At 41.8% G+C, this 23,635-nt stretch carries 19 protein-coding genes and 1 tRNA gene; 11 read left to right on the plus strand and 9 right to left on the minus strand.

What is annotated here, in order from left to right:
- Positions 1–3 precede the first annotated feature (3 nt).
- Together G4P69_RS22310 and G4P69_RS22315 are read left to right on the plus strand one after the other, a co-directional pair.
- Positions 4–639 carry a YqiA/YcfP family alpha/beta fold hydrolase gene (locus tag G4P69_RS22310; protein WP_208339901.1) on the plus strand — a complete coding sequence of 212 codons (636 nt, stop codon included), beginning with the start codon at positions 4–6 and terminating at the stop codon, positions 637–639.
- 204 nt (positions 640–843) lie between these two features.
- Positions 844–2,001: a histidinol-phosphate transaminase gene (locus G4P69_RS22315; protein ID WP_208339902.1), complete on the plus strand. Its 1,158-nt coding sequence runs from the start codon at positions 844–846 to the stop codon at positions 1,999–2,001.
- Positions 2,002–2,003: 2 nt separating this feature from the next.
- Here G4P69_RS22315 and G4P69_RS22320 read toward each other — a convergent pair whose 3' ends face one another.
- Both G4P69_RS22320 and G4P69_RS22325 read right to left on the minus strand, forming a co-directional pair.
- Complete coding sequence (locus tag G4P69_RS22320; protein WP_208339903.1) at positions 2,004–2,558, minus strand: hypothetical protein; 555 nt, start codon at positions 2,556–2,558, stop codon at positions 2,004–2,006.
- Between the two features lie 656 nt (positions 2,559–3,214).
- Complete coding sequence (locus G4P69_RS22325; RefSeq protein ID WP_243902195.1) at positions 3,215–3,853, minus strand: GNAT family N-acetyltransferase; 639 nt, start codon at positions 3,851–3,853, stop codon at positions 3,215–3,217.
- A gap of 442 nt (positions 3,854–4,295) precedes the next feature.
- On the opposite strand from G4P69_RS22325, the gene G4P69_RS22330 reads away from it, so the two are divergent.
- From G4P69_RS22330 to G4P69_RS22345, 4 genes are all read left to right on the plus strand, one after another.
- Positions 4,296–4,625 (plus strand): hypothetical protein, encoded by a 330-nt coding sequence (locus tag G4P69_RS22330; protein WP_208339904.1) that lies wholly within the window; start codon positions 4,296–4,298, stop codon positions 4,623–4,625.
- Between the two features lie 634 nt (positions 4,626–5,259).
- Complete coding sequence (locus G4P69_RS22335) at positions 5,260–8,685, plus strand: response regulator (RefSeq protein WP_208339905.1); 3,426 nt, start codon at positions 5,260–5,262, stop codon at positions 8,683–8,685.
- On the plus strand, positions 8,678–9,877 hold the full coding sequence (locus G4P69_RS22340; RefSeq protein ID WP_208339906.1) for a hypothetical protein: 1,200 nt from the start codon (positions 8,678–8,680) through the stop codon (positions 9,875–9,877). The genes G4P69_RS22335 and G4P69_RS22340 overlap by 8 nt, the downstream gene beginning before the upstream one ends.
- A 47-nt stretch (positions 9,878–9,924) precedes the next feature.
- Positions 9,925–9,995, plus strand: a tRNA-Gly gene (locus tag G4P69_RS22345).
- A 111-nt stretch (positions 9,996–10,106) separates the two neighbouring features.
- On the opposite strand, the gene pstB is transcribed toward G4P69_RS22345, so the two are convergent.
- The 4 genes from pstB to pstS all read right to left on the minus strand — a co-directional run bounded on the left by pstB (position 10,107) and on the right by pstS (position 14,085).
- Positions 10,107–10,913 carry a phosphate ABC transporter ATP-binding protein PstB gene (gene pstB / locus G4P69_RS22350; protein ID WP_208339907.1) on the minus strand — a complete coding sequence of 269 codons (807 nt, stop codon included), beginning with the start codon at positions 10,911–10,913 and terminating at the stop codon, positions 10,107–10,109.
- Between the two features lie 32 nt (positions 10,914–10,945).
- A complete protein-coding gene (gene pstA, locus G4P69_RS22355; RefSeq protein WP_208339908.1) occupies positions 10,946–11,845 on the minus strand; it encodes a phosphate ABC transporter permease PstA in 900 nt (299 codons plus the stop codon).
- Between the two features lie 15 nt (positions 11,846–11,860).
- Positions 11,861–12,811 carry a phosphate ABC transporter permease subunit PstC gene (gene pstC / locus G4P69_RS22360; RefSeq protein ID WP_208339909.1) on the minus strand — a complete coding sequence of 317 codons (951 nt, stop codon included), beginning with the start codon at positions 12,809–12,811 and terminating at the stop codon, positions 11,861–11,863.
- Between the two features lie 74 nt (positions 12,812–12,885).
- Positions 12,886–14,085: a phosphate ABC transporter substrate-binding protein PstS gene (gene pstS / locus G4P69_RS22365; protein WP_208351274.1), complete on the minus strand. Its 1,200-nt coding sequence runs from the start codon at positions 14,083–14,085 to the stop codon at positions 12,886–12,888.
- A 402-nt stretch (positions 14,086–14,487) separates the two neighbouring features.
- Here pstS and G4P69_RS22370 point away from each other — a divergent pair, with 402 nt between their 5' ends.
- Complete coding sequence (locus G4P69_RS22370) at positions 14,488–15,075, plus strand: biotin transporter BioY (protein ID WP_208345677.1); 588 nt, start codon at positions 14,488–14,490, stop codon at positions 15,073–15,075.
- 245 nt (positions 15,076–15,320) lie between these two features.
- Complete coding sequence (gene lspA / locus G4P69_RS22375) at positions 15,321–15,794, plus strand: signal peptidase II (RefSeq protein WP_208345676.1); 474 nt, start codon at positions 15,321–15,323, stop codon at positions 15,792–15,794.
- Positions 15,795–15,866: 72 nt separating this feature from the next.
- Here the strand turns inward: lspA and G4P69_RS22380 are convergent, their stop codons facing one another.
- Positions 15,867–16,523: a hypothetical protein gene (locus G4P69_RS22380; protein ID WP_208345674.1), complete on the minus strand. Its 657-nt coding sequence runs from the start codon at positions 16,521–16,523 to the stop codon at positions 15,867–15,869.
- Between the two features lie 494 nt (positions 16,524–17,017).
- Here G4P69_RS22380 and G4P69_RS22385 point away from each other — a divergent pair, with 494 nt between their 5' ends.
- The gene (locus tag G4P69_RS22385) at positions 17,018–19,288 is read left to right on the plus strand and encodes a transglycosylase domain-containing protein (RefSeq protein WP_208344362.1); all 2,271 of its coding nucleotides are present in this window, start codon (positions 17,018–17,020) and stop codon (positions 19,286–19,288) included.
- Between the two features lie 118 nt (positions 19,289–19,406).
- Here G4P69_RS22385 and G4P69_RS22390 read toward each other — a convergent pair whose 3' ends face one another.
- Positions 19,407–20,909 (minus strand): DUF4335 domain-containing protein, encoded by a 1,503-nt coding sequence (locus G4P69_RS22390; protein ID WP_208344363.1) that lies wholly within the window; start codon positions 20,907–20,909, stop codon positions 19,407–19,409.
- Positions 20,909–21,535, minus strand: a complete 627-nt coding sequence (locus tag G4P69_RS22395) for a DUF3038 domain-containing protein (protein WP_208344364.1) — start codon at positions 21,533–21,535, stop codon at positions 20,909–20,911. Before G4P69_RS22395 ends, G4P69_RS22390 begins: the two co-directional genes overlap by 1 nt.
- Positions 21,536–21,916: 381 nt before the next feature.
- Here G4P69_RS22395 and G4P69_RS22400 point away from each other — a divergent pair, with 381 nt between their 5' ends.
- Together G4P69_RS22400 and G4P69_RS22405 are read left to right on the plus strand one after the other, a co-directional pair.
- Positions 21,917–22,429 (plus strand): adenine phosphoribosyltransferase, encoded by a 513-nt coding sequence (locus tag G4P69_RS22400; RefSeq protein WP_208344365.1) that lies wholly within the window; start codon positions 21,917–21,919, stop codon positions 22,427–22,429.
- A gap of 128 nt (positions 22,430–22,557) precedes the next feature.
- Entirely contained in the window at positions 22,558–23,610 is a 1,053-nt protein-coding gene (locus G4P69_RS22405; RefSeq protein WP_208344366.1) for an ABC transporter permease, read from the plus strand.
- Positions 23,611–23,635 lie beyond the last annotated feature (25 nt).

The following is a 23,635-nucleotide window of genomic DNA, read 5'->3' on the forward strand; positions in this document are numbered from 1 at the left end:
CCCTTGCAGTACATATACTTACACGGCTTTGCATCCAGTCCGAATTCTGCTAAAGCTCAGTATTTAAGCGATCGCTTTGCAGAAATTCATAAAAAGATAAAAATTCCCGATTTGAATGCAGGGGATTTTTTTCACTTAACAATTACCCGCCAGATAACTCAAATTGCATCACAAATTGGTGATGACGCTACCCCAGTTACCCTCATCGGCTCTAGTTTAGGAGGTTTAATAGCTGCTCACTTAGGACAGCAATACCCGCAAGTAGAACGCCTTGTCTTGCTAGCACCCGCTTTCGGGTTTCTTGGTCACTGGATGGGTAAGTTAGGAAATGAACAGTTAGTTAGTTGGGAACAAGAAAAATCGTTGATGGTTTATCACTACGGGGAGGGAAAATATCTTCCCCTTTGTTATGATTTCGTGACGGATGCTGGTCGTTACATAGAAAACGTGTTACAGCGTCCTATTCCTACATTGATCATACACGGACGAGAAGATCAAGTTATTCCTATTCAAGCTAGTCAAGATTTCGCCAAGTCACGTTCTTGGGTGAAGTTGATAGAACTTGAAAGCGATCACGCATTGTCTAATGTATTACCTGTAATCTGGCAGGAAACTTGCTTGTTTTGCCAGATACCTTAAGGTTGTATAATTTATCGAATAGAATTCAGGAGTCAGGAGTCAGGAGTCAGAATATAAGTCTGAATTCTGTACATCTGGCAGGTGATAATGGGAGTTTAAATGTCCTTGTCTATACAATGTCTACAATAATGGACCGGAGTCGCGCACTACCATCCAACTGATTCTGACTCCTGCATTCTGACTACTGACTCCTTCTTAATATTTATGTTTCCATTTATCCGCAAAGACTTAATTAAATTTACTGCCTACAAACCTCACCCTAGTAGTACTTCCAGCGAACCAGTTGCGTCATCTACCCAGCTTGATCGCTTAGATACAAATGAAAGCCCCTATGACTTACCACTTCAGCTAAAACAAAAATTAGCCTGGATGTATCAGGATGTCATTGAAACAAACCGTTATCCTGATGGTGGACATGAAGCACTTAAGAATGCGATCGCTGAGTATGTTAATGAATCTGCTCAAAACTCAGAATCTCTAGTCACTGCCGCCAATATTTCTGTAGGTAATGGTTCAGATGAGCTTATTCGTTCGCTATTAATTGCTAGCTGCCTAGGAGAAGGTTCTGTTCTAGTAGCTCAACCCACTTTTTCCATGTACGCAATCATCGCGCAAACTCTTGGCATTCCAGTAGTGACGGTGGGTAGAAATGAAAATAATTTTGAAATTGATTTGCAAGCAGCACAATTAGCTATAGAACAAACTCAAAATCCCCCCATTCGTGCTGTTTTTGTAGTTCATCCCAATTCCCCAACAGGTAACCTTTTAACTGAGGCGGAGTTAGCATGGTTAAAAGGACTTCCATCAGACATTTTAGTAGTCATCGATGAAGCTTACTTTGAATTTAGTCAGACTACCTTGGTAAGTGAATTACCGCTAGCTAGTAACTGGGTATTGCTACGCACATTTTCTAAAGCTTTCCGGTTGGCTGCATTACGTGTTGGATATTGCGTTGCTCATCCTGAATTAATCGCTATTTTAGAGAAAGTCCGCTTACCATACAATCTGCCTACCTTCTCTATTTCTGGAGCGTTAGTTGCTCTGCAAAACCGTAAACTTTTATTGGAGTCAATTCCCGAAACGCTAGCTGAACGGGAAAAACTGACCCAGGCTTTATCTCAAAATCCAGGAGTTGAAATCACACCAAGCGCTGCTAACTTTATTTTCTTGCGACTCAAACCAAAAGCTAGTAATGATAAAGACGCTACCCTAAAAATTCTTCACCAACAACTCAAAAGTTCTGGCACTCTAGTACGAGAAACAAGTGGAGGATTAAGAATTACTGTAGGAACGATTGACGAAAATTTACGGACATTAAATCATTTCGATCAATACTACCGCAATGGAGAATTAAAACTTTAAACCTAATAATCAAATCTACCATCTAGCTCATCACCTAGGCGACGGACTAAACCTACTGTTTGGGGTAGAACACCGACTAGAAGAGCAAATGCTTCATCTGGTAGCTTAGCTACTATTTCTGGCGGAAAGTACTGTTCAAATTGATCGAGAATTTTTTGAACTCGTTGTCTGGGTACTGGATTTTCCGTGATTTGTTTAATCAACCTAATCCACTGTCGTCTAATTAAATAGGCTTTCTGACGCTCCTCATGAGATTCAGGAGTTAATAGCGAGAGGTTCCCTATAGGTAAAACCCCTATACAATTTTTATCGTAATCACCGCCTACCGCCGCTCCTGGTCCAGCAAACTCTGCATGGTAATGCTTAAACAGTATTAACCCATTCCGTCTACGACTGTTAACTATAAAAACTTCTCCACTGAGCAGTGTTGTCAGGAGGTCCGAGCAACAAGGACGCCCAGTTGTATCTGGCATGACAAAATAGTCAAAAAAACTGGTTTCAGGGTAGCAAGTTGAGATCATCGCAGTTTGATAGCGTCCGAGCTTTTCGCTATCCATGTTTTGTAAGACTTTTGATGGATTGGGAACTAGTTTGCACTGGAGTTGAGAATTTGCTGTGAAATCAACTTTTAGATTTTCTCTGATTATCAAGCCAATAACTCTAGCTTTGTTTAACTTAATCGTAAAGATAAATAAGCATAGAGAGTAACTAATTAAGTAATCATATTGTATGAAATTTCATTTCATTTGTCTTCTAATATATAGGTGTTTTTCTTAAAGTTTTTATAAAGATCAAGATCTGTAATGCAAAGTTATTGTAAGGGATTGATATATCAATTAACGTAATTCTACTGAATGCTGATTTGAATTTCAAAATTTAAAGATTAAAATAAATTTCTAAAATTTATGCTTTAAAATGACTGAAATTAGACCTTAATTAAATTTTTTTCTTAAAAAGAGAAATTTCGTTTCAATATTAGCAAATAGAAACTTTCTTTAATAAAACTTCATAAAGATATCTTTACAAAACTATAAGAGACAAACACTTCAATTCTTCTCCTAATTATCTTTTTGTTCCGAAATGACAATTGATTATCCGGTTATTTTTTCCTTTAAAAACCCTTTATATCCGTAGTTTTCCTAGTAATTATGAAGTTTAATTAAACTAGCTTGCCACAATATCGGCTCTTTCAAATTAGAAAATAACCCCTAGTTCAATCACAGCGTATACGCTTATGTAGGAATATTTGACGCGAGCGTTTTAAAAGGAAAATATTCCAGTGAGATTCGACAAAATGCACCTGATAGCCCAACTTAAAATAAAGCTCCCGTGCTTGATGGTTATCTTCCAAAACATGGAGGTATAAGTCATGGAATCCCCACGAAAGAGCAACTTTTTCACAAGCTGCAAGCAACTCTGAAGCAGCACCCTGCCTACGATACTTCGGATGAACAGCTAGATTAGACAAGTAAGGAAAAGTTTTCCCACCCTGTGTCCAAGTATCACTAAAACGTACACCTAGTTCTACAGTTCCAACTAAATTATCTCCTTCATGACTTGTAGTATCGACGGCAACTAAACATACCTGGTGAGGTGCAGGTAAGGCGAAACGGTGTTTTAAATCTTCGTAAATACCTAGACGTATTAAAGGAAAAGTCCATGCCCATATACCATTTTGGGAGTGAAAGCTTTCAGCAATAATTTGAGCAACACCAATTAAGTCAGCAGATGTAGCCGGACGCATTTGGAATTGGCAAGAAGCCTGATTAACAGCATCTGCGACTGACTCTTGGTGAGAAGGGGGAAAATACCAGGGTATCAAGGTTAGCTTAGTGTTGATTTTATACAACAAAAAATTTTCTGAGATATGTTTGAACAGTGCTAGCTGTCAAAAAAGATACTAAATCGTATCGAGATAGCGACTTTAAGGTTCGCTTATGCTAAGCATATAGCAGTTAATAGAGCAATTTTGGAGGACTGTTGCTGAGAGAGGTTTGAGTTGAAAACTCCTGGGAAAGTCAAAGGAGTAGGGGAATGTGTTCATATTTAACCATGTATGTATACCTTTGTTGAATTTGCTTACCAATTTAATATAAAAGGTCATCAGTCAACTCAGGTTCAGAACTTAGGGAGTTTTCTATCGAATTTTATGGGACGGGGATAGATATCCCTTTTAGGGTTATGAGAGACGAATTTGAAGAGTGGTGTTGAAAAGTTAATAAAATAATTTATTTTTGGGAGTTCTGTTACATTCACTCACCTAGGCTTGTAGTAACCGCTTTTTAGGTGCTTAATTGCTGTTTTTTGATTGGATACTAACAGTTCGCAAGAATAAAACTACTATTCAAACTGAAGTCATTGGAGAGGCTGCGCCAACCGTAGCTTGCTTAAGCGCAGGGGTACAGGTGACGCTCCTGCGGCGCTATCGCGTTGAAGACCGCCAGTCGCCTACAGAGGGAGGATCCTCCTACAGCGCTGGTTTCACCAGGTGCTATACGCATGAAGCCGCCCTCTGGGCGTCTATATGCCAGGAAACCCTTTCAGCAGTCGCTAAACAGCCCTCCTTCACCACCGCACTAGTTTCTTCTTTAAGGGTTACTAGGTTAGGTGATGTTGTTAGATAAACACAATCGGCTATTGAATTAAGTGTGTTAAATGACAAAAACTTTGTTCCAAGAAATTGATAATTCCGAAACGGATCTGGAAAAGTGCACGAACTTTCTCGGATTGATAAGCCGATAGCTGGATAGTGAACTGATTGCAAGCTGAATTTTTTAATTGCTAAATTGGAAATAGTTAATTGTCTAATAGTATACTTTCTCCATAAATTTGAATTATTATGTTATTCCTCACTCTACCATGACTACGATAAATAAAATTTATCTACCAGTGTTAGCACCAGTGCTGTAATGGGAAAACTTAATATGCAGATCCACCCAACCGGATGTTTTGCCAGCCTTAAGTGCTGTAAAAATTAAGTAGAAGTTTCTTAGTGGAGGTGAACCAAGATTTGGCAACCACGCATCTTTTCTGTAACACTACAACTTATCATGAACCTTATTGGGGTGCGCTAGAGCAGATGGTACACATGACAACCTATCGAGGTTAAGTGTCTCGGGGTAAACGCTCTTGCATTCACGGATGGTATAGACAAACATCTTAATCACCCGAAATGCTCTGCTCTTAACTGACAAGAGAAAATCTTTCCCTGATCAGATTATTCTTTATCCAACTGCCATTGCAGCACAAAAGCGGTGCATGAAATCCCAAGCAAACAGTAAGCCTAAAATTTTGGTTGTCGATGACGAACTCGACAATCTCGACTTGCTATATCGAACCTTTTATCGCGATTATAAGGTGTTGAAAGCAACTTCTGGTCCAGATGCACTAGATTTGCTAGCAAAAGAGCAAGATATATCAATCATCATCTCCGACCAGCGGATGCCAATGATGAGTGGTACAGAATTTTTAAGCCTAACAGCAACGCAATATCCAGATATTATCCGGATTATGTTGACTGGTTACACTGATGTTGAAGATCTAGTGGAAGCCATCAACGCTGGTAAGGTGTTTAAATATGTCACCAAACCATGGGAAGCTGAGGACTTAAAAACAGTAGTACGCCAAGCGTTGGATACCCACAACGTCCTTAAGGCTCGTACTCGCGAACTAACCCGCACGCTTCGTCAAGAATCGCTGCTAAACACTATTACCAATACCATTCGTAGCGCTTTAGACTATCGATTAATTCTCCAAACAATAGTGGATACTGTTGGTCATATGCTGGAGGTTGATGTTTGTCTTTTGCGCCCCTTTCAAGACGATCGCTTGGTAGATGAAGGATTTATTTATCAGAAGATTGTTGTACCAGGAGACGAAAACGATAGTAAAGCCACTAGAGATGTTCCCTTGTCGTCCCTACTAGCGCAAACGATGTGGGAAACTCGGGAAGTCGAAGTGATTAATGATGTAACACAGGATACTCGTACTTCTGAGATGAATGATCGCTCTGCTGCTTTTGCCGCAGTTAATATCCGTTCAAGCTTAGTAGTACCACTCATTAGTAGGCAAGAACTAATGGCTATCCTGGCTTTACACCAGTGTAACCAATCACGTCTTTGGGAAGAAGATGACGTGCAACTGGTGATGATGGTAGCAGATCAGGCGTCGTTGGCTCTGTCTCAAGCCCGTGCTTATGAGCAAGTACAAGCTCTTGCTAAGCGAGAAGCTTTAATTAATACAATTACTAGTGCTATCCGCTCGAGTTTAGATCCTCAAAATATATTTGCTGCTATAACCCAACAATTAGGACAGGCGCTACAAGTCGATGGCTGTGTTCTATCTTTATGGAAAGATGAAGATGAGTTTGTCCAATGTGTTGGCTTGTATAATTCTGAAAATAAAGAAACCGTAAATAACGCTGTCTTTCCCTCTTTTAGTATCACTCTACCCCAATCTTTAGGACTGATTCAGGGAAACTCTATATTAGAAGAAATATTAAAAACACAGCAGCCGGTAGCAATTACTGATATAAGCTCTGCTTCTATAGAAATTAATGGATTTGATTTACCTTTAAATAATCCAGTGCGATCGCTGATGGTCGTTCCTTTAGTAACGGATGGGAAAATCATTGGTAGTATTACCCTAAGTCAAGCAACTAGCATACGTCAATGGCTGCCATCGGAAATAGAATTGGCTAAAGCAGTAGCAGATCAAGCTGCGATCGCAGTGCAGCAATCTCACCTGTACCAAAAAACCCGTGAACAAGCGGAACGCCTGCTCGAGTTAGATAAACAAAAAACAGAATTTTTCCAAAATATTTCCCATGAGTTTCGTACTCCTATAACCTTAATTCAAGGTCCATTAGAGTCAGCAGTAGCCTCAAAGGAGGGCTTGTCTTACTTCCAGTCGATGATTGCTTTACGCAATTCCCGTCGTCTGCTGCGGCTCGTCAATCAACTACTAGATTTGCAACGCTTAGATGCTGGTAGAATGCAGCCTAGTTTCTACTTATGCGATTTAGTAGAATTTGTTAGCCAGATTGTAGAGTCCTTTCGCCCGTACAGCGAAAGAAAGAAGCTGAATCTGCTTACCCACATGATTGAATGTCCGGCTGTATATTTGGACATGGAAAAATTTGACAAGGTGGTTTACAACCTGTTGTCAAATGCTATGAAATTCACTCCCGAGGGTGGTAGTATTAGCGTCAAAGTCCAACCATCTGGTGCCCATTGTATTGTTCAAATACAAGACAGCGGAATTGGCATTGTTCAAGAACAAATTCCTTACCTATTTGATCGATTCCGTCAAGCCGAAGGATCAGAGAACCGATCTTACGAAGGTAGCGGTTTGGGTTTAGCTCTAGTAAAAGAGTTAGTCGAACTGCACGGCGGTAGAGTTACGGTAGAATCTGCTTACGGTAACGGTACTACCTTTACAGTTTTTCTCCTCCCTGGAAATAGCCATCTACCTGCAGAGCAAATCAAGGAAGAATCTAGTGAGATAAATATAAATCGGGCTACCGTTGAATTAGCTGATTTAGAACTCGTAGAACCCCAAGAGCAGGAAATTAACGAGGAAATATTCTTATGTGAGCCTTCCACTTCATCCACTATCTTGGTGGTAGACGATAACCCAGATCTACGGGTTTATGTATCTGGAATTTTGCGTGCTAACGGTTACCGTGTACAAACAGCTTGCAATGGATCTGAGGGCTTCGACGTAGCTAAGAAAATTGTACCCAGCTTGATTGTCAGTGACTTAATGATGCCTATAGTCTCAGGCTTGGAGATGATCCGCTCAATCCGCCACGAGGAGATTTTAAAAGGAATACCAATCATCTTACTAACAGCAAAAGTTGATGAAGAAACCCGCATTGAAGGAACAGAACGTGGGGCAGATGCTTATTTAGCTAAGCCGTTTAATGATCGGGAACTTCTGGCTGAAGTACGGAATCTCTTAGCTCTGAAGGAAAATGAACGACGAGTTGTGGAGTTGAACAATTATCTAACAGAGTCAGTACTTAAGCGTTTTTTACCCCCGGCTTTGGTTCAAAAAGCAGCAGCAGGGGATTTGGTGTTGGATTTACAACCTGTCCCGCACTTAATTACTGTATTATTTAGTGACATCGTTGGTTTTACTCAACTAGCAAATACTCTTAGGTCTCGACGTGTGTCAGAATTACTAAATGAATATTTAGAAGAAATGTCACGAGCCGTATTTGATAATGGCGGTACGGTGGATAAGTTCATGGGGGATGCAATCTTAGCTTTATTTGGTGCACCGGAAGAACTGACGCCTAATGAACAAGTCCGCCGTGCCATTCGCACAGCTAGAGCAATGCTAAAATCGCTCAATAAATTAAACCAACGCTGGAAAGAAAAGGGAATTTTTGGCAGCGATGGACGCACCAGCGTACAGTTTAGGTGTGGTATTCACCAAGGTACTGCTGTTGTAGGAATGTTCGGTAGTGCTCAACGAGCTGATTATACAGCTATTGGTCCTAGTGTAAATATTGCAGCTAGATTACAACAAGCTGCCCAACCCGGTACTATACTGGTCTCAGCAGTAGTCGCAGATTATTTGCCAGAATCTGAAATTATTAAACGGAGTCCCTTAGAACTTAAAGGAGTCGATGAAACAGTTCTTACCTTTGCTGTTACCCCAGAGTCCGTAGATGATTGATTATCAAACTTCAATTCCAACTCGAACATGGAGGGAAAAGACAGATTCACCTACTTTATGGGTTTTTGTAATAACAAGCTCGATCGCTCTCCACTTAGCCGTGTTATCAGCGATAAACTTATCTAGTTTTGGTAAACAGCCGCAAAACTCTTCTGCTGTTCCAATTGAATTTTTTGAGACTTCCCCTTCATCGCCAGCAAAAGCAAGAACACAACAAAAATCACATCGGCAACGTGTAACTCGAAAGCCTGTGTCGGCTGCTTTGCCAAAAAAAGCTACTCTCAAGAATTCTGCAGCAAAATCTCCTCAAAATTTTAAAGATACGGGTGCGATCGCGCTGAGTAATCCCAAACAAGTGCCGTTTTTTGACTCTCCTCAACCTAAGACTCCAGCAATCGCCAAAAAAACTACTGTTGCACAAAAAACATTACCCCCGAAGAGCAAATCTATATATAACCGAGATCTCGCAGCTTTTCAAAGTACTCCTGAGTCGGAGACTCCGGCAACTTTACAATCGCCAAAAACCCCAAAAACCCCCAAAAAGAAGCAAGTTATTAAACAAGCGAGAACTATTCCTGTTCATAAAAACCCAGAGCCAACTTCCCCTCCAGAGACTCCCGTTGATACAGAACAACAAGACTTACCATTAACTCAACAACAGTCTTCTGCACCACTTAATGATATAGATCCAACACCCACTGCTGATTCCTCGCCAAATCCCTCACCTTCAATGGATACACAACAGGAGCTATCAACTGAGCTTCCTAAACAACCAGGGGGAGCAGTTAAAATTGGGGCGGAAACATCCTTAAACAAAAAAGGCGGAGGAATAGCGATCGCGACTTGGGAAGTCGAACCTGGTGGATTAAAGAAGGATTTACCAGACAACCCAGCTCAACCTAAAACACCTATTAGAGAAAAAATATTCAATTTACCTTCAATCAACCCAGGAAACGATTCTCAGCCCAAAGAAATACGAGCTTATCTGCTGATTAATAACGACACTGGTAGGGTCATTAGAGCAATGGTATACCCTGATGATCTAAAACTTATCCCAGAAGCACAAAAAAGCGAATACCAAAAATATGTAGAGGAAACTTTCAAAGATGTTGAATTTACTACCGCTTCTAGCAATGGACAGAAATCAAAATCTGCTGAACTAGTAGTTCGCATAAAAATTCAACGTCGATAGCTTGCTTTTTTTTGAGAGTCGTGTTATATTGTTTAAGTTGTTAATTCGCGGGCGTAGTTTAGTGGTAAAACTATAGCCTTCCAAGCTATTAATGCGGGTTCGATTCCCGCCGCCCGCTTAGATATTTCTTTTTTAAATACATGAGATAGGAAGGGCGTAGCCTCCGGCTTCTCGGAGAGTACGCCGTTCGCCCCTACGTCTGTATCGTAATTTATCTGTTTATACGAAATTAACCGAACTTTCCGCTCACGTACTGCTTTGTATCTTCCTGTTGAGGATCTTGGAAAATTCTTTCTGTGCGATCGTACTCAACTAAGTAGCCGGAGCGACCTCCCTTTTCGGAAGCTTGAACGTTAAAAAATGCTGTCATATCTGATACCCGCGATGCTTGCTGCATATTATGGGTAACGATGACAATTGTGTACTGTTCTTTAAGTTCGTGTATCAAATCTTCAACACGTAGGGTAGAAATTGGGTCGAGAGCGGAGCAGGGTTCATCCATTAAAATAACATCGGGCTGAGTGGCGATCGCACGAGCGATACACAGACGCTGTTGTTGACCACCTGATAGGGACAATCCACTTTGGCGTAGTTTGTCTTTAACTTCATCCCACAAAGCTGCTTGCTGAAGCGCTCTTTCTACCAACTCGTCCATATTACCTTTAAAGCCATTCAGCTTTGGCCCAAAAGCAACATTGTCATAAATTGATTTAGGAAATGGGTTTGGTTTTTGAAATACCATGCCAATTCGGCGGCGAACTTCTACAGGATCAACATGGGGTGCATATAAATTCTCATTGTTATAATGAACTTGCCCCTCTAATCTGAATGATTCAATGAGGTCATTAAGACGGTTGTAGCAACGTAGCAGAGTACTTTTGCCACATCCAGAGGGACCAATAAAAGCTGTTACGCGATTTCTGGCAATATTTAGCCAAATATCCCGTACTGCCAAAAAATTACCGTAGTAAATGTTGACGTTCTCGGTGCGTAGAACGTCCTGGGTTTGATTGGCATCCCTAATATCAGTTGTCATAAATTTTTTTTTGTTATCCTTCCACAATTTGTTTAAGCTGAATAAGCTTTGCGACTAGTTGCCCAGCGAGCAATAATACTGGTAAGCAGAACTAACAAAACCAGAATCAAAGCAGCTGCCCAAGCGAGAGACTGTTGATTTTTAAAAGGAGAAATAGCAAAGTTAAACACCAAAACAGCCAGAGAAGCCGTTGGTGCAAATAAGCTAGTTGGCCAAAACTGAGAAAATAAGGCGGTGAATAACAAAGGAGCTGTTTCTCCTGCTGCGCGTGCGATCGCCAAGGTTGCACCAGTGACAACAGCAGGTAAAGCTGCGGGTAAAACTACCTGACTCACAGTTTGAAAATTCGTTGCGCCTAAGCCAACAGAGGCTTGCCGTAAATCTTTCGATACCAATTGTAAAGCTTCGTCTGTGGTACGGACAATAATTGGTAACATCAGAATTGATAGCGCTACTCCCCCAGCCATAGCTGAGTATGTACGTGTAGTAGCAACAATAATCCCGTAAGCAAACACTCCAGCGATAATTGATGGAACTCCGCTGAGAACATTAGTTGCAAAGCGAACCCCACGTGCTACGTTAGCAGTACTAAACTCTGTTAGATAGATTGCTGCTAAAACTCCTATAGGAATACTTACAAGAGCTCCGACGCCTACCATTATAAGTGTACCAACAATTGCATTAGCAAAACCACCCCCTTGTACTAATGGTGGTGGTGGCAATTCCGTAAATAAGCTTGGACTAAGACTGCTGAAGCCTTGAATAAGAACGTAAGAAAGCACCGCTAACAATGGTAGTAATGCCAGTATCCCACACACAAATGCCAAGATTGTCATCACCGTGCTAAACAGCGTTCGGGGGGACATGGAAGAACGAGCGAGACTACTACCGGTAGATCCATTTGACCGCTGGTTCGGAAAAGAAGAACTCATAACTATACCAAAATTTTACAGTCGTTTCACTCGCAGAACAATTAACTCAGCAAAAACGTTAACTAGCAGAGTTAAAATAAACAGAACTAAAGCTGAGTACATCAAAGCGCTCACTTGCAGACCACTTGCTTCTGAGAATTGGTTTGCCAATAGAGACGCGATGGTATTGGAAGGAGCAAACAGCGAACCACTAATGTTGTTAGAGTTACCAATCAACATTGTTACAGCCATTGTTTCTCCCATTGCCCGACCTAGAGCAAGCATGACAGCACTGACAATGCCAGAAAAGGCTGCTGGGATAATAACTTTAAAAATCGTTTCCCACCGAGTCGCACCTAACCCCACAGCTGCTTGACGCAGACTTGATGGTACTGCAATCAGTGCATCACGGGAAATGGCGGTGATAATTGGTAAAGTCATAATTGCCAGGATAACACCAGCAGGAAATAAACCTGGTCCTGTAGGCGGGGTACTAAAAATTGGCAAAAAGCCAAGGTAGGTGTTGAGCAATCTTCCTACTGGAGTGATTAAGGGAATCAAAACAAAAATTCCCCAGACTCCATAGACAACACTAGGAATCGCTGCAAGTAATTCTACCAAAAAGACTAATACCACGCGTACTGATTTTGGTAGTAAATTTTCGCTTAATAAAACAGCAGTGCCAACACCAACTGGTACAGCTATTAGTAGACCAATTAAAGCACTGACTAAAGTCCCATAAACTTGTGGAAGGACTCCGTAGTCGTTGTTGACTGGGTTCCAAGCACTTTTAGCTAAAAAGCCAGCGCCAAATTGCTGTAAAGCTGGTCCTGCTCCAATAGCAACCTGAAGTGCTATCCATAATAAAATGCCCGCGATCGCCAGTGCAAAAATCCGAGTTAGCAAAATAAAACCGCGATCCAGGGACTTTTCTGCTTGAGAGGGAGGTCTAACTATTGGTTGACGACTCTCGGCTTGTCTATTCATAAATGACTCTACCCATTAACAGTCAAAAAAGTGGGAGCGAACACAATTCAATTATTGGTTACTAGTCTTAACAATTACTTAGTGGTATTGCTTGCGCTAGCACCGCTATTGCCACCTACGGAGATTTTATACTCTGGGCTGATTGCATCTGCCGCAGTTGCAACTTTTGTAATTACGTTTTGGGGTAGAGGAACGTAGCCTAGTTGTGAGCTTACTTTTTGACCTTCAGTTAAGCCGTACTCAATCATTGCTTCAATTGCCTTAGCTTTTGCTTTATCAGGATATTGCTTGTAAACTAGAAGCCAAGTATATGTAACAATCGGATATGATCCTTCTCCTTCGGGGTCTGTGATGAAAGCTCGGAGATTTGCTGGCAGAGTTACAGATTCGAGAGTTTTGGAAGCTGATTCCTGACTTGCTGAGACGAATTTACCTGCTTTATTTTGTAAAGCAGCAAACTTGAGATTATTTTGCTTGGCGTAGCCGTACTCTACGTACCCAATCGAGCCTTGAGTTTGGGCAATTTGGGCGGTTACACCTTCGTTACCTTTAGCACCAACACCTGCAGGCCAGTTAACGGTTTTACCACTACCTACTTTAGTTTTCCACTGTGGATTAATAGCTGAAAGGTGTGCTGTAAAAACACCCGTAGTACCACTACCGTCAGAACGATGAACAACTGTGATTGGTTGGTTAGGAAGGTTAACGCCAGGGTTTGCAGCAGTAATTTTGGGGTCGTTCCAAGATTTGATGTTGCCTAGGAAGATGTTTGTATAAACGTCTCGTGGTAACTTGATCTCTTGCTGAACGCTAGGCAGGTTGTAAGACAACACAATCGAACCAGCAGTCATTGGCAATAGGATGACACCTCGTTGCACCTTCTGGATTTCATCATCTTTCATAGCAACGTCGCTGGCTCCAAAGTCTACAGTGCCTGCGGTAAACTGCTGAACACCGGCACCACTACCAACTGACTGGTAGTTAACTCGGAGACTAGGATATTTCTTGTTTAAACCTTGGAACCAAGTTTGGTATAAAGGTGCTGGGAAAGAAGCACCTGCACCAGTTAAAGCTACGTTTCCACCAAGGTCTAGTTTTCCTTCACTAGAAGTTGTCGTATTAGTAGCAGGACTAGAAGATCCTTCTGGAGCGCTAGTACTGGCATTATTCCCAGTTTGCCCGCCACCACAAGCAGCCAAACTAAGACTAAGTGCAAGTACGGAAATTGCTCTTGTTAATTGAGCAGAATTAGTTACAGACGAACGAAAAAACATGATTATGAATTTTTGGTAGTTCTCCAGCTAAGCGTATATACTATACAACTTAATAGTAAAGGGAAGGTTAACATCGTCTTACTAAGAGTCTTTTCTTAGCTTAAAATTACAGAAAATTAAATTTTTTATGGTAGCGACAAAAAATATAGTCCCTCAGTGAATTTGTGATATCTATTATACATGTAGTACATGTGTATTGAAAAGATCGGCAAAAACGGATCTGTGCTTAATTACTTTAATTGGTTAAAAATAGAAAAATGCGAGCATACCGAATTTAATAGTGGGAACACTTTGCGGAGTTCTCATAACACAGCAAAAATGCCTACACTAGAATTTAAAAAATTGGGATTCTCTCTAACAAATAGAATTCAGCACTTCAATATGGTAGAACTATCATTGTAAATGTTAGCCGCATCCAATCAATTACTATGGTCTATGATTGGCTTACTGCTAACTATGGGTGGAACCTTCTTAGAAGCCTATATCACCACCTTGCCTTGGAGTTGGAGTAAGCTTGGAATTCATACTTTGTCACTAGGTGTCACCTATCAAATTGGCGCGGTGCTGCTAGTTGGCTGTTTAGGTGGCAAAAGTGCAGGTGCACTCTCACAAATTGCCTACTTAGTTATGGGTTTAACCTTGTTACCCGTATTTGCTGATGGCGGAGGTGTAGGTTATATCAAGCTTTCCCAATTTGGCTACTTGTTAGGCTTCGTTCCTGGTGCATGGATTTGTGGTTTTTTTGCCTTTAAAGCTAGACCAAAACTCGAAACTTTAGCGTTTAGCGGTTTTTGTGGTTTGTTAACCGTCCATAGCTGTGGTATTACTTACTTAATGCTAAGTTATTTTTTTCAGTGGAAAGGTACAGAAACGATCCCCTTAATGCAAGCAATTATCAAATATTCCTGGCTCGCGCTACCAGGGCAACTAGCTGTACTTTGTGCTGTTAGTGTAATAGCATACGTGCTAAGACATCTCATGTTTTATTGAACAGGAGTCAGGAGAGAGAATTCAGGAGGAGCCAGTGCGTTGGGCGGCTGTGCCCACTTGTAGCATCTGGCGTTCAGAATGATTATTGGTTTAAAACCTCATCTACTCGTTTCTAGGATAGGGCTTGAATTCAGTTATCAGTTACCAGTCATCAGTGTTCAAGTGATAACTGCTCACTGATAATGTGGGTAGTGTATTCTGACTCCTGACTCCTGACTCCTGAGTTCTGTTGGTAACAATTATTTATGCATTTAAAAAATCGCCTCTTCTGGTTAGGTGCTTTAATCGCTATCGTTTTAGATCGCCTGACGAAATATTGGGTTGTGCAAACCTTTCATCTAGGACAAACAAAACCATTGATTTCAGGGGTTTTTCACCTAACTTATGTCACGAACACAGGTGCAGCTTTTAGCTTGCTATCAGGAAAAGTAGAGTGGCTGCGCTGGTTATCTTTAGGAGTAAGTTTAATATTAATAGCACTGGCGTTATTCGGCCCAGTTTTAAATCGCTGGGATCAATTGGGTTATGGCTTAATTTTAGGTGGAGCTATTGGTAATGGGATAGATCGCTTTGTCTTAGGCTACGTTGTTGATTTTCTCGATTTTCGATTAATTAATTTTGCTGTATTTAACCTAGCAGATGCATTTATTAATATTGGTATCGTTTGCTTGCTAATTTCTACATTCCAAAAAACCCCCCATTCAACTCATAGGCGTTGAATGGGGGGTCGATAAAAAACTATTCCACCAAAAACCCCAGATTTAGCTAAAGCGAGTCTGGGGTCGTTCATTCTATCGGGGAGTTCCAGTTCCACTACCAGGAGTACCTGTATCTGATGGCGCTGTACCGGGTGTAGTACCAGAACCAGGTGGGGTTACTTGATTACTACCGCCTGGTGTTCCTGAAGGGTTGGTATTATCAGGGGTACCTGTGCCACTACCAGGAGCGCCTGTATCTGGTGTAGTACCAGAACCAGGCGGGGTTACTTGAGTACCACCACCTGGTGTTCCTGAAGGGTTAGTGTTGTCAGGAGTACCTGTGCTAGGTGGTGGGTTTAATGGAGCGGACTCTGGAGGAGTACCTGTGGTGCTACCAGGAGTGCCTGTATCTGATGGCGCTGTACCCGGTGTTGCTGTGCCTGGTGTAGTATCAGTTTTTTTCTTATCAGGTTTAGATTGTGATGTGCTACCACTTGAGTTTTCTGCTGTAGCACCTTGACAGCGAGAATTTTGTGGAAAGTCTTGACACAAAATTTTCAATACGTCAGGTCTCAGCTTACGTTCTGCTGCTGGCTTTTTATCAGAAGCACCAGCTTGACTAATAAGCTGGCTATTGGAATCTTTTATCGGTTGGATGCTGACCTTCTTACTTGCTTGGGCAACAGCAACCTTACTTGTTAGTGCCAGAGTTAGGGCTGTGCCGATCAGGCTCAAATATTTTCCCTTCATGTTTACGTGACCTCAACACCTCAACGAAGTACTCCGCCCATTAAATCAGACAAGAGTTGTTAGAAAATCTTCCCAAATGAAGATGTATTTTCACATTAAAGCATTTTATTGCTGTGAATGCTTCAAATGTTAATTCTTAATTTTATATCAAAATAATAAGAATTGTACAAAGAATGAGAACGTACAAAATTAAGACTCCTAGATATAATAATTAGTCCTCGGCTAGAATGGGGAACAATCCGTACTCGCTAATACCACAACTTAGGACTCACAAGCTCCTAGGGAACTTTTGTAGACCTCTTACCGTATTCTGGTGAAAGCGCCTTCGTAGTGTTGTTAACCTTCCTAGCGGTTTTATGGTTGTAGTTCCTCGCAGATTGCATTCTCAATTTTGCATTCTTGTTCAAAGCTTATAAGTACAATGGTGGAAGATTAGCATCTGTCGGAAAGCAGTTCGCCCAATTATTCAGTAATCACCGTGGTGTGAATAGCCGATGAGTTCCCCTCAACCTCCTCAAAAGCCACAGACTTTGCTTGGTCAGTTCACGCAAGCAGTACACACAATCCAAGCTAGGGTTGATTTTTCTAAGCTGGCGCTCAAACCTAATGCCAGAGTTCCAGAATTATGGGTACAGGATGCAGGGGCAGATAAGGCAGAGGTCTATCCGCTGTTGGGCGATCGCTACATATTAGGTCGCAGTTCCAAATCTTGTGACATCGTTGTTCGCAATCCAGTTGTCAGCCAGGTTCATTTGTCACTATCACGGGATTCGACTCAACGAAAACCCGTTTTTTTCATCAAAGATGAAAACTCAACCAATGGTATTTATCGTGGTAAGCGGCGTGTCCATTCCTTAGAATTACGTCATGGCGACGTTTTTACCCTCGGACCACCAGAACTTGCAGCTTCGGTACGACTTCAATACGTAGACCCACCACCAGCGTACGTTAAAGTAGGTACCTGGGCAGCTTATGGTGTTGGTGGTGTTGTTGCCTTGATAGCATTAGCGATTGGCGTTGAATCAACACGATTCTCAGTTAGACCTTTACCTGAAGCAAAGCGTTCTCCAGTTGTTGTTTATGCGCGTGACGGGGTGACGCCGTTACGAGAACCTAGAACCACTACCCACGAGGATAAGAAACGACTACAAGACTTTGGACCGTTTTTACCAGCAGCAGTGATTGCTTCAGAGGACAGTCGTTATTACTGGCACTTTGGTGTTGATCCTCTAGGAGTTTTACGAGCAGTGTTGATCAATACTAAGAGTGGCGATGTTCAACAAGGTGCTAGTACTGTCACGCAGCAAGTTGCCCGCAGTTTATTCCGTGATTATGTAGGTAGACAAGACTCTCTAGGTCGTAAGTTTCGAGAAGCAGTTGTTGCTTTGAAATTAGAAACTTTTTACAGCAAAGATGAGATCTTGCTGACTTACTTAAATCGTGTATTTATTGGAGCAGATACCTATGGGTTTGAAGATGCTTCTAGGTATTACTTTAATACCCCAGCCAAGGATTTAACTCTGGCTCAAGCGGCAACGTTAGTGGCAATTTTACCTGCTCCTAACAACTTCGATTTTTGTGGTGGAGATCACCAGAACAAACTAAAAACAATTGAATACCGCAATCGGGTTTTGCGGCGGATGTTGGAGATGGGCAAAATTAAACAAGATCAGTACAACCGTGCTAGGCGATCGCCCATCGATATCAGTCGTAAAGTTTGCGAACAGCAAGCAAAAACTATTGCTCCTTATTTTTACAGTTACGTTTTTACCGAACTTGAGTCGCTTTTGGGAAAGGATTTAGCACAAGAAGGCAATTTTATTATTGAAACTCAGCTAGATAAAACCATGCAAGCAGAGGCAGAAGAAGCCTTACGCCGTCAAGTTAAACAGGAGGGAAAAAATTATAAATTTTCTTCTGGGGCAGTTGTGACTCTTGACTCGAGTACTGGTGGTATTCTTGCTATGGTGGGTGGGTTGGATTATAAAACTAGCCAGTTCAATAGGGCTGTCCAAGCCCAAAGACAACCTGGTTCAACCTTCAAACTTTTTACTTACACTGCTGCTATGGAAGCAGGGATTTCGCCAGAAACGACATATTCCTGTGATTCTTTGAAATGGCAAGGCTTTACTTACAAACCCTGTCGTACAGGAGCAAGCGATTTAAGTATTGCTACAGGACTTGCACTGTCAGAAAACCCTATTGCTTTCCGTGTTGCTAAGCAAATAGGGCTTGATAGAGTTGCAGCAATGGCAAAGCGTTTGGGGATAAAGTCCCCTCTACAAGAAGTTCCTGGTTTGGTAATTGGTCAAAGTGTTGTAAATGTTTTGGAAATGACTGGTGCTTTTGGATCTGTTAGTAACAAAGGTATATGGAATCGTCCCCATGCCATTAGTCGAATTCTCGACAGCAGCGATTGCCGCGATCGTAATGATTTAAAGACTTGTCGTGTTATCTACTCTTTCGACCAAGATGCTGGAGCTAATAAGCGAGTGCTCAAAACTGACGTAGCCGACACTATGACTAGCTTACTACGTGGGGTAATCACAAATGGTACTGGTCGCAGCGCTGCTATTGGAGAAGGAGAAGCCGGTAAAACTGGTACAACTAATAACAACGTTGACTTGTGGTTTATCGGCTTTATTCCCACTCGAAGATTAGTAACCGGTATTTGGCTAGGTAATGATAACAATTCCCCTACAACTGGCAGTAGCGCCCAAGCTGCCGAATTATGGGGAAGTTATATGGGGAAGATTGCTAAATAGGGGATTGGGGATTGGGGATTGGGGATTGGGGATTGGGGATTGGGGATTGGGTACTTGGTTTAATTCTTCCCATGCTCCCATGCTCCCCTGCTCCCTGCTCCCTGCTAAGAGCTCCCTCTTACTTATATCCCTGCCAAGGATTTACTTCGAGAGTTCCATTTGGCTTAAATACTACTTGGAAGTGGGCGAGAGCTTCTTTGTTATTTGGTGCGGCTACATTCGAGCCGTAAACCGATTGAAACATCTTAGGAAGAGGTGTTTCCCGGAAATAGTCAAAGGCAACTTGGTTGAGTGGCTCGTAGTCTGCAATTATACCGTCTTTGTTGACTGCTACCCGGTATTTTAAATCTCGTTCAAAGCTGCGAGCGTTACCCCAATTTTGACGCAAGACATTAGAAAGGTTTTGATTTAAATTCTTAATCGTGTTTGCGTCTGTGATTTTTGAACCAACGACATCTGGTGTTCTGGTGTATCCTCGCCAAGGGCTAACTTCCAGCACACCTTTTTTGGTAAAAACTACTCTAAATTGAGCAATTGGTTCATTGGGAATGGAACTACGGCTAGCAGGATTATAAAGTAGATTGGGTAGAGGAGTGTTCTTAACAGCGTCGTTTGCTTGTGTGTTCACTGCTTTATAACCCACTACTGCTCCATCGGCAGCTACACCCAAACGATACACTAATTCATCGTTTAATCCTAAGCGGTTGCTCCAGACTGAGTTTATTTTGTTGTAAACTTGACGATTCAAAGCACGTAACTGTGATGCGTCGGTAATTTCGGAAACTGAGTTGCGTAACAGTGCTTCTAAATCTGTGGGAGCAGATGAAGCAATTGGTGTTTGAGTCGGGGTTGAAGAAGGAGTAAATGCGGAAGTAGGAGTAAATTCAGGAGTAGCACCAATTCGTTCATTACCGCTAGGAGATGATGTGGCGGTGAGAGCAGCAGGCGTAGAATTACTGATATTGCTAGTTGCAGGGCTAGCTTGTCCTTGCTCCTGTGTCTTTGGTTGTGGTGCACGTGTGTGAGGAACTGGAACAAAACTGAAGGCGATCGCTGCAACTGCTAAACTTGAAACTCCCACACTAGCTGGTAGTGCTTGTTTGAGTATGGCTTGATTAGGACCACCGTAGCGTGTGCCAACAGGTTGTAATTGTAGTGATAACTCTGGTAGAGTTTGGCTGTCTGCAAAAAATTGATCTATCGCTTCCACCAAATCAAATAGCTGCACAGTATTCAAATCGACTTGAATCGATGATGATCGGGTAGAGTTCCGACTAAATTCTGAATCTTGAGGTGCGCTATCTGAATTGACAACCAATCTGTGTCGGTTGCTGTTGATTTTCTGCAATTGCACTAACTCGGTTTCTTGATTGTGTGCTTGAGGATTTGGCACATTACTCAAGAATTCTTGGGCATAGGCACTAACTGCCCTCACCAGACTTTCAAAAAAGTCCCGTCCTCCCGCTAGGGGGTGATTATAACCTGATATGTAAAATTCTGCATTTACCAGTATAGATAGTTCCGGACGAAGTTCCTGAAAGTGCGCTGCTCTTGTAGCATCACTTAACCCTTCTAAAAGAAGCGTGCAATTTGGTAGACTGTATTTACGCTGAATATTCATTATTCTACTTCACCGTCAAAAAGGCTAATCCAGAAACGCTGCATGCCAGCTGTACCTGTACAAAATAGTAATTTCCCTAACAAATCTATAGCTAGTTCATCTAATTCTTGATCAGAACCCAAGCCCACTACGCTAGCACGCCGAGAATGCATTCGGCTTCTAAAATGTGCTCTAAATCGTTCCAAGTAATTAGATAATCTCAAATTCTGTTCTAGTGGAATTTGTTTTTCGCTCATTTGTTGATAGATTGCGAGCATCTGACGAATGACAACCGTTAAGCGTCTTGCCATGTAGCAACCAATCACCACCAAAGCTTTTGCTTCAGGAATAGACAAAGGGCGGCGTAGGTGTACCCGTCGTAGCGGGTTAGTACTACGCATTCTCCATAAATTTACCCGATTTTTGATGATTGCTTTTAAGTCCAACTCTTCAGCAAATGTCAGGATAGCCTCAGAACCGCCAAGCTCTAAAGCTTCTATAGCCAATAGAATTAGATCAACTTGTAAGCGGGTTTTCCGAGGGCATACCTGTCCCGGAGTTGCCGGATCGGGTAAAGTTTCTAAAAGCATTGGCGCTGACTCGGGCGTTGGAGTGTTAAACGGCGTTAAACTAGCAGAGACATTCATTATAAATACCTTAATACAGCTCTAATAGACTAGATAAAACTAATTTAAGTTGAGTAGTAACAGAAGAAGACGCAGTAGAATGCGAGTGTCTGACCTCTACATTACTTCCTGTTGGTACTCAAAAATTTCGGCATAATAAAATGATAGTTTTTCAACCGCCTGACTTGGTAGTGGTATTACCAAAAAGCGGGCTTGTAGCCAACAGCTTTAGAGATTTTAGCTTAAACGGACGAACTAAACGTCCTACTTTTTATTAAGTGCGGGGTTACGACACTATAGTGTACGATTTTTCAGGATCTATCCACTTTTCCAATGGTGAGCATTTTGATCTGCGATAATCGGACTTGATCTGATTCAGATTTTGAACTAAACTCAGCACCTATGGATTTAAAGTCTCTTATTCGTGATATTCCAGATTTTCCTAAACCTGGAATTTTATTCAGAGATATCACCACATTACTACGAGACGCAGAAGGACTCCGTTATATTACGGACCTATTTGCTGAAAAATGTGTTGATCTCCGACCAGAATTCGTAGTCGGAATGGAATCACGAGGCTTCATTTTTGGCTCGCTACTAGCTTATAAGTTAGGGGCTGGTTTTATCCCTGTTCGCAAAAAAGGAAAGTTACCAGGAGCAGTTTACTCCATCGAATATGCATTGGAGTATGGTAAAGATTGTTTGGAAATACATCAGGATGCTTTGCAGGCGGATAGTCGAGTTTTAATTGTAGACGACTTGATCGCAACAGGTGGAACAGCAACTGCAACAGCAGATCTGATAGTAAAAATAGGCTGCGAACTGGTCGGATTTGGGTTTATTATCGAACTACAGGATTTGCAGGGGCGTAAAAATCTGCCAGATGTGCCGATTATCTCTCTTGTACAATATTAGCGATTGGTTCGCTTTAAGTGTTTGTAGTTGCACTTCAGTGCACTAAAGTGAGCCAGTGCGTTGCGCGGGTTCCCCGCGTTGTAGCAACTGGCGTGCAACTACGAACCGGTTTCGGGCGAGGAATTTAGATGACTTCTACAACAACAAAAATTTCTTTAGAGTCTGGCAAGGATTGGCTAGTTAAGCTTGTCACAAGCGAGACGTTTGTTTATATAACTAAGCGACTCCTGCAAGCGCTGTTAACTTTGTTATTGGCGTCAGCACTATCCTTTCTTATTATTCAACTTGCTCCTGGAGATTATGTAAATACGTTACGACAAAACCCAAAAATTTCGCCAGAAAGAATTGAGGAACTAAAACGACAATTTGGTCTTGATCGCTCGTGGCAAGAGCAGTATGGACTGTGGTTATGGCGTATCGTGACAAAAGGAGATTTTGGGACGAGTTTTGTTTACCAACGTTCGGTGGCGTCTCTTTTATGGGAACGAGTGCCAGCCACGTTACTTTTAGCAATCACCTCTTTGTTTGTGACTTGGGCGATCGCTATTCCTTTAGGAATTGTTGCTGCCGTACAGCAAAACCGGTTTTTTGACCGAATTTTACAAGTCATTAGCTACGCCGGACAAGGATTTCCCAGCTTCATCACTGCCTTATTACTGTTAATTTTCGCCCAAAACACTTCACCTTTGTTTCCGGTAGGAGGTATGACGAGTATTAACCACAATGATTTGTCGTGGTTTGGTCAGATCCTCGATATTCTCTGGCATATGATTCTACCAACGCTCGCTTTAAGTATCACTAGTTTTGCTGGGTTACAGCGTTTCACTCGCGGTCAGTTATTAGATGTATTGCGTGAAGATTACATCCAAACAGCTCGTGCTAAAGGACTACCAGAAAATCGTGTGATCTATGTTCATGCTCTACGCAACGCAATCAATCCTTTGATTACTTTATTAGGTTTTGAGTTGGCAGGTTTGTTAAGCGGTGCTTTTATTGCCGAGTTTTTCTTCAATTGGCCAGGTTTAGCAAGGTTAACTATACAGGCGGTACAATCACAAGATCTGTATCTACTTATGGCAAGTCTAACAATGGGCGCAGTAATGCTAATTATTGGTAATTTGCTTGCAGACTTAATGTTAAAAGCCGCTGATCCTCGGATTAGTTTAGAAAGTCTGAATTAATTGAACAAGGAGTCAGGAGTCAGGA

The organism is Aetokthonos hydrillicola CCALA 1050 (assembly GCF_017591665.1).
In the GTDB taxonomy this organism is placed as follows: Bacteria; Cyanobacteriota; Cyanobacteriia; order Cyanobacteriales; family Nostocaceae; genus Aetokthonos; species Aetokthonos hydrillicola.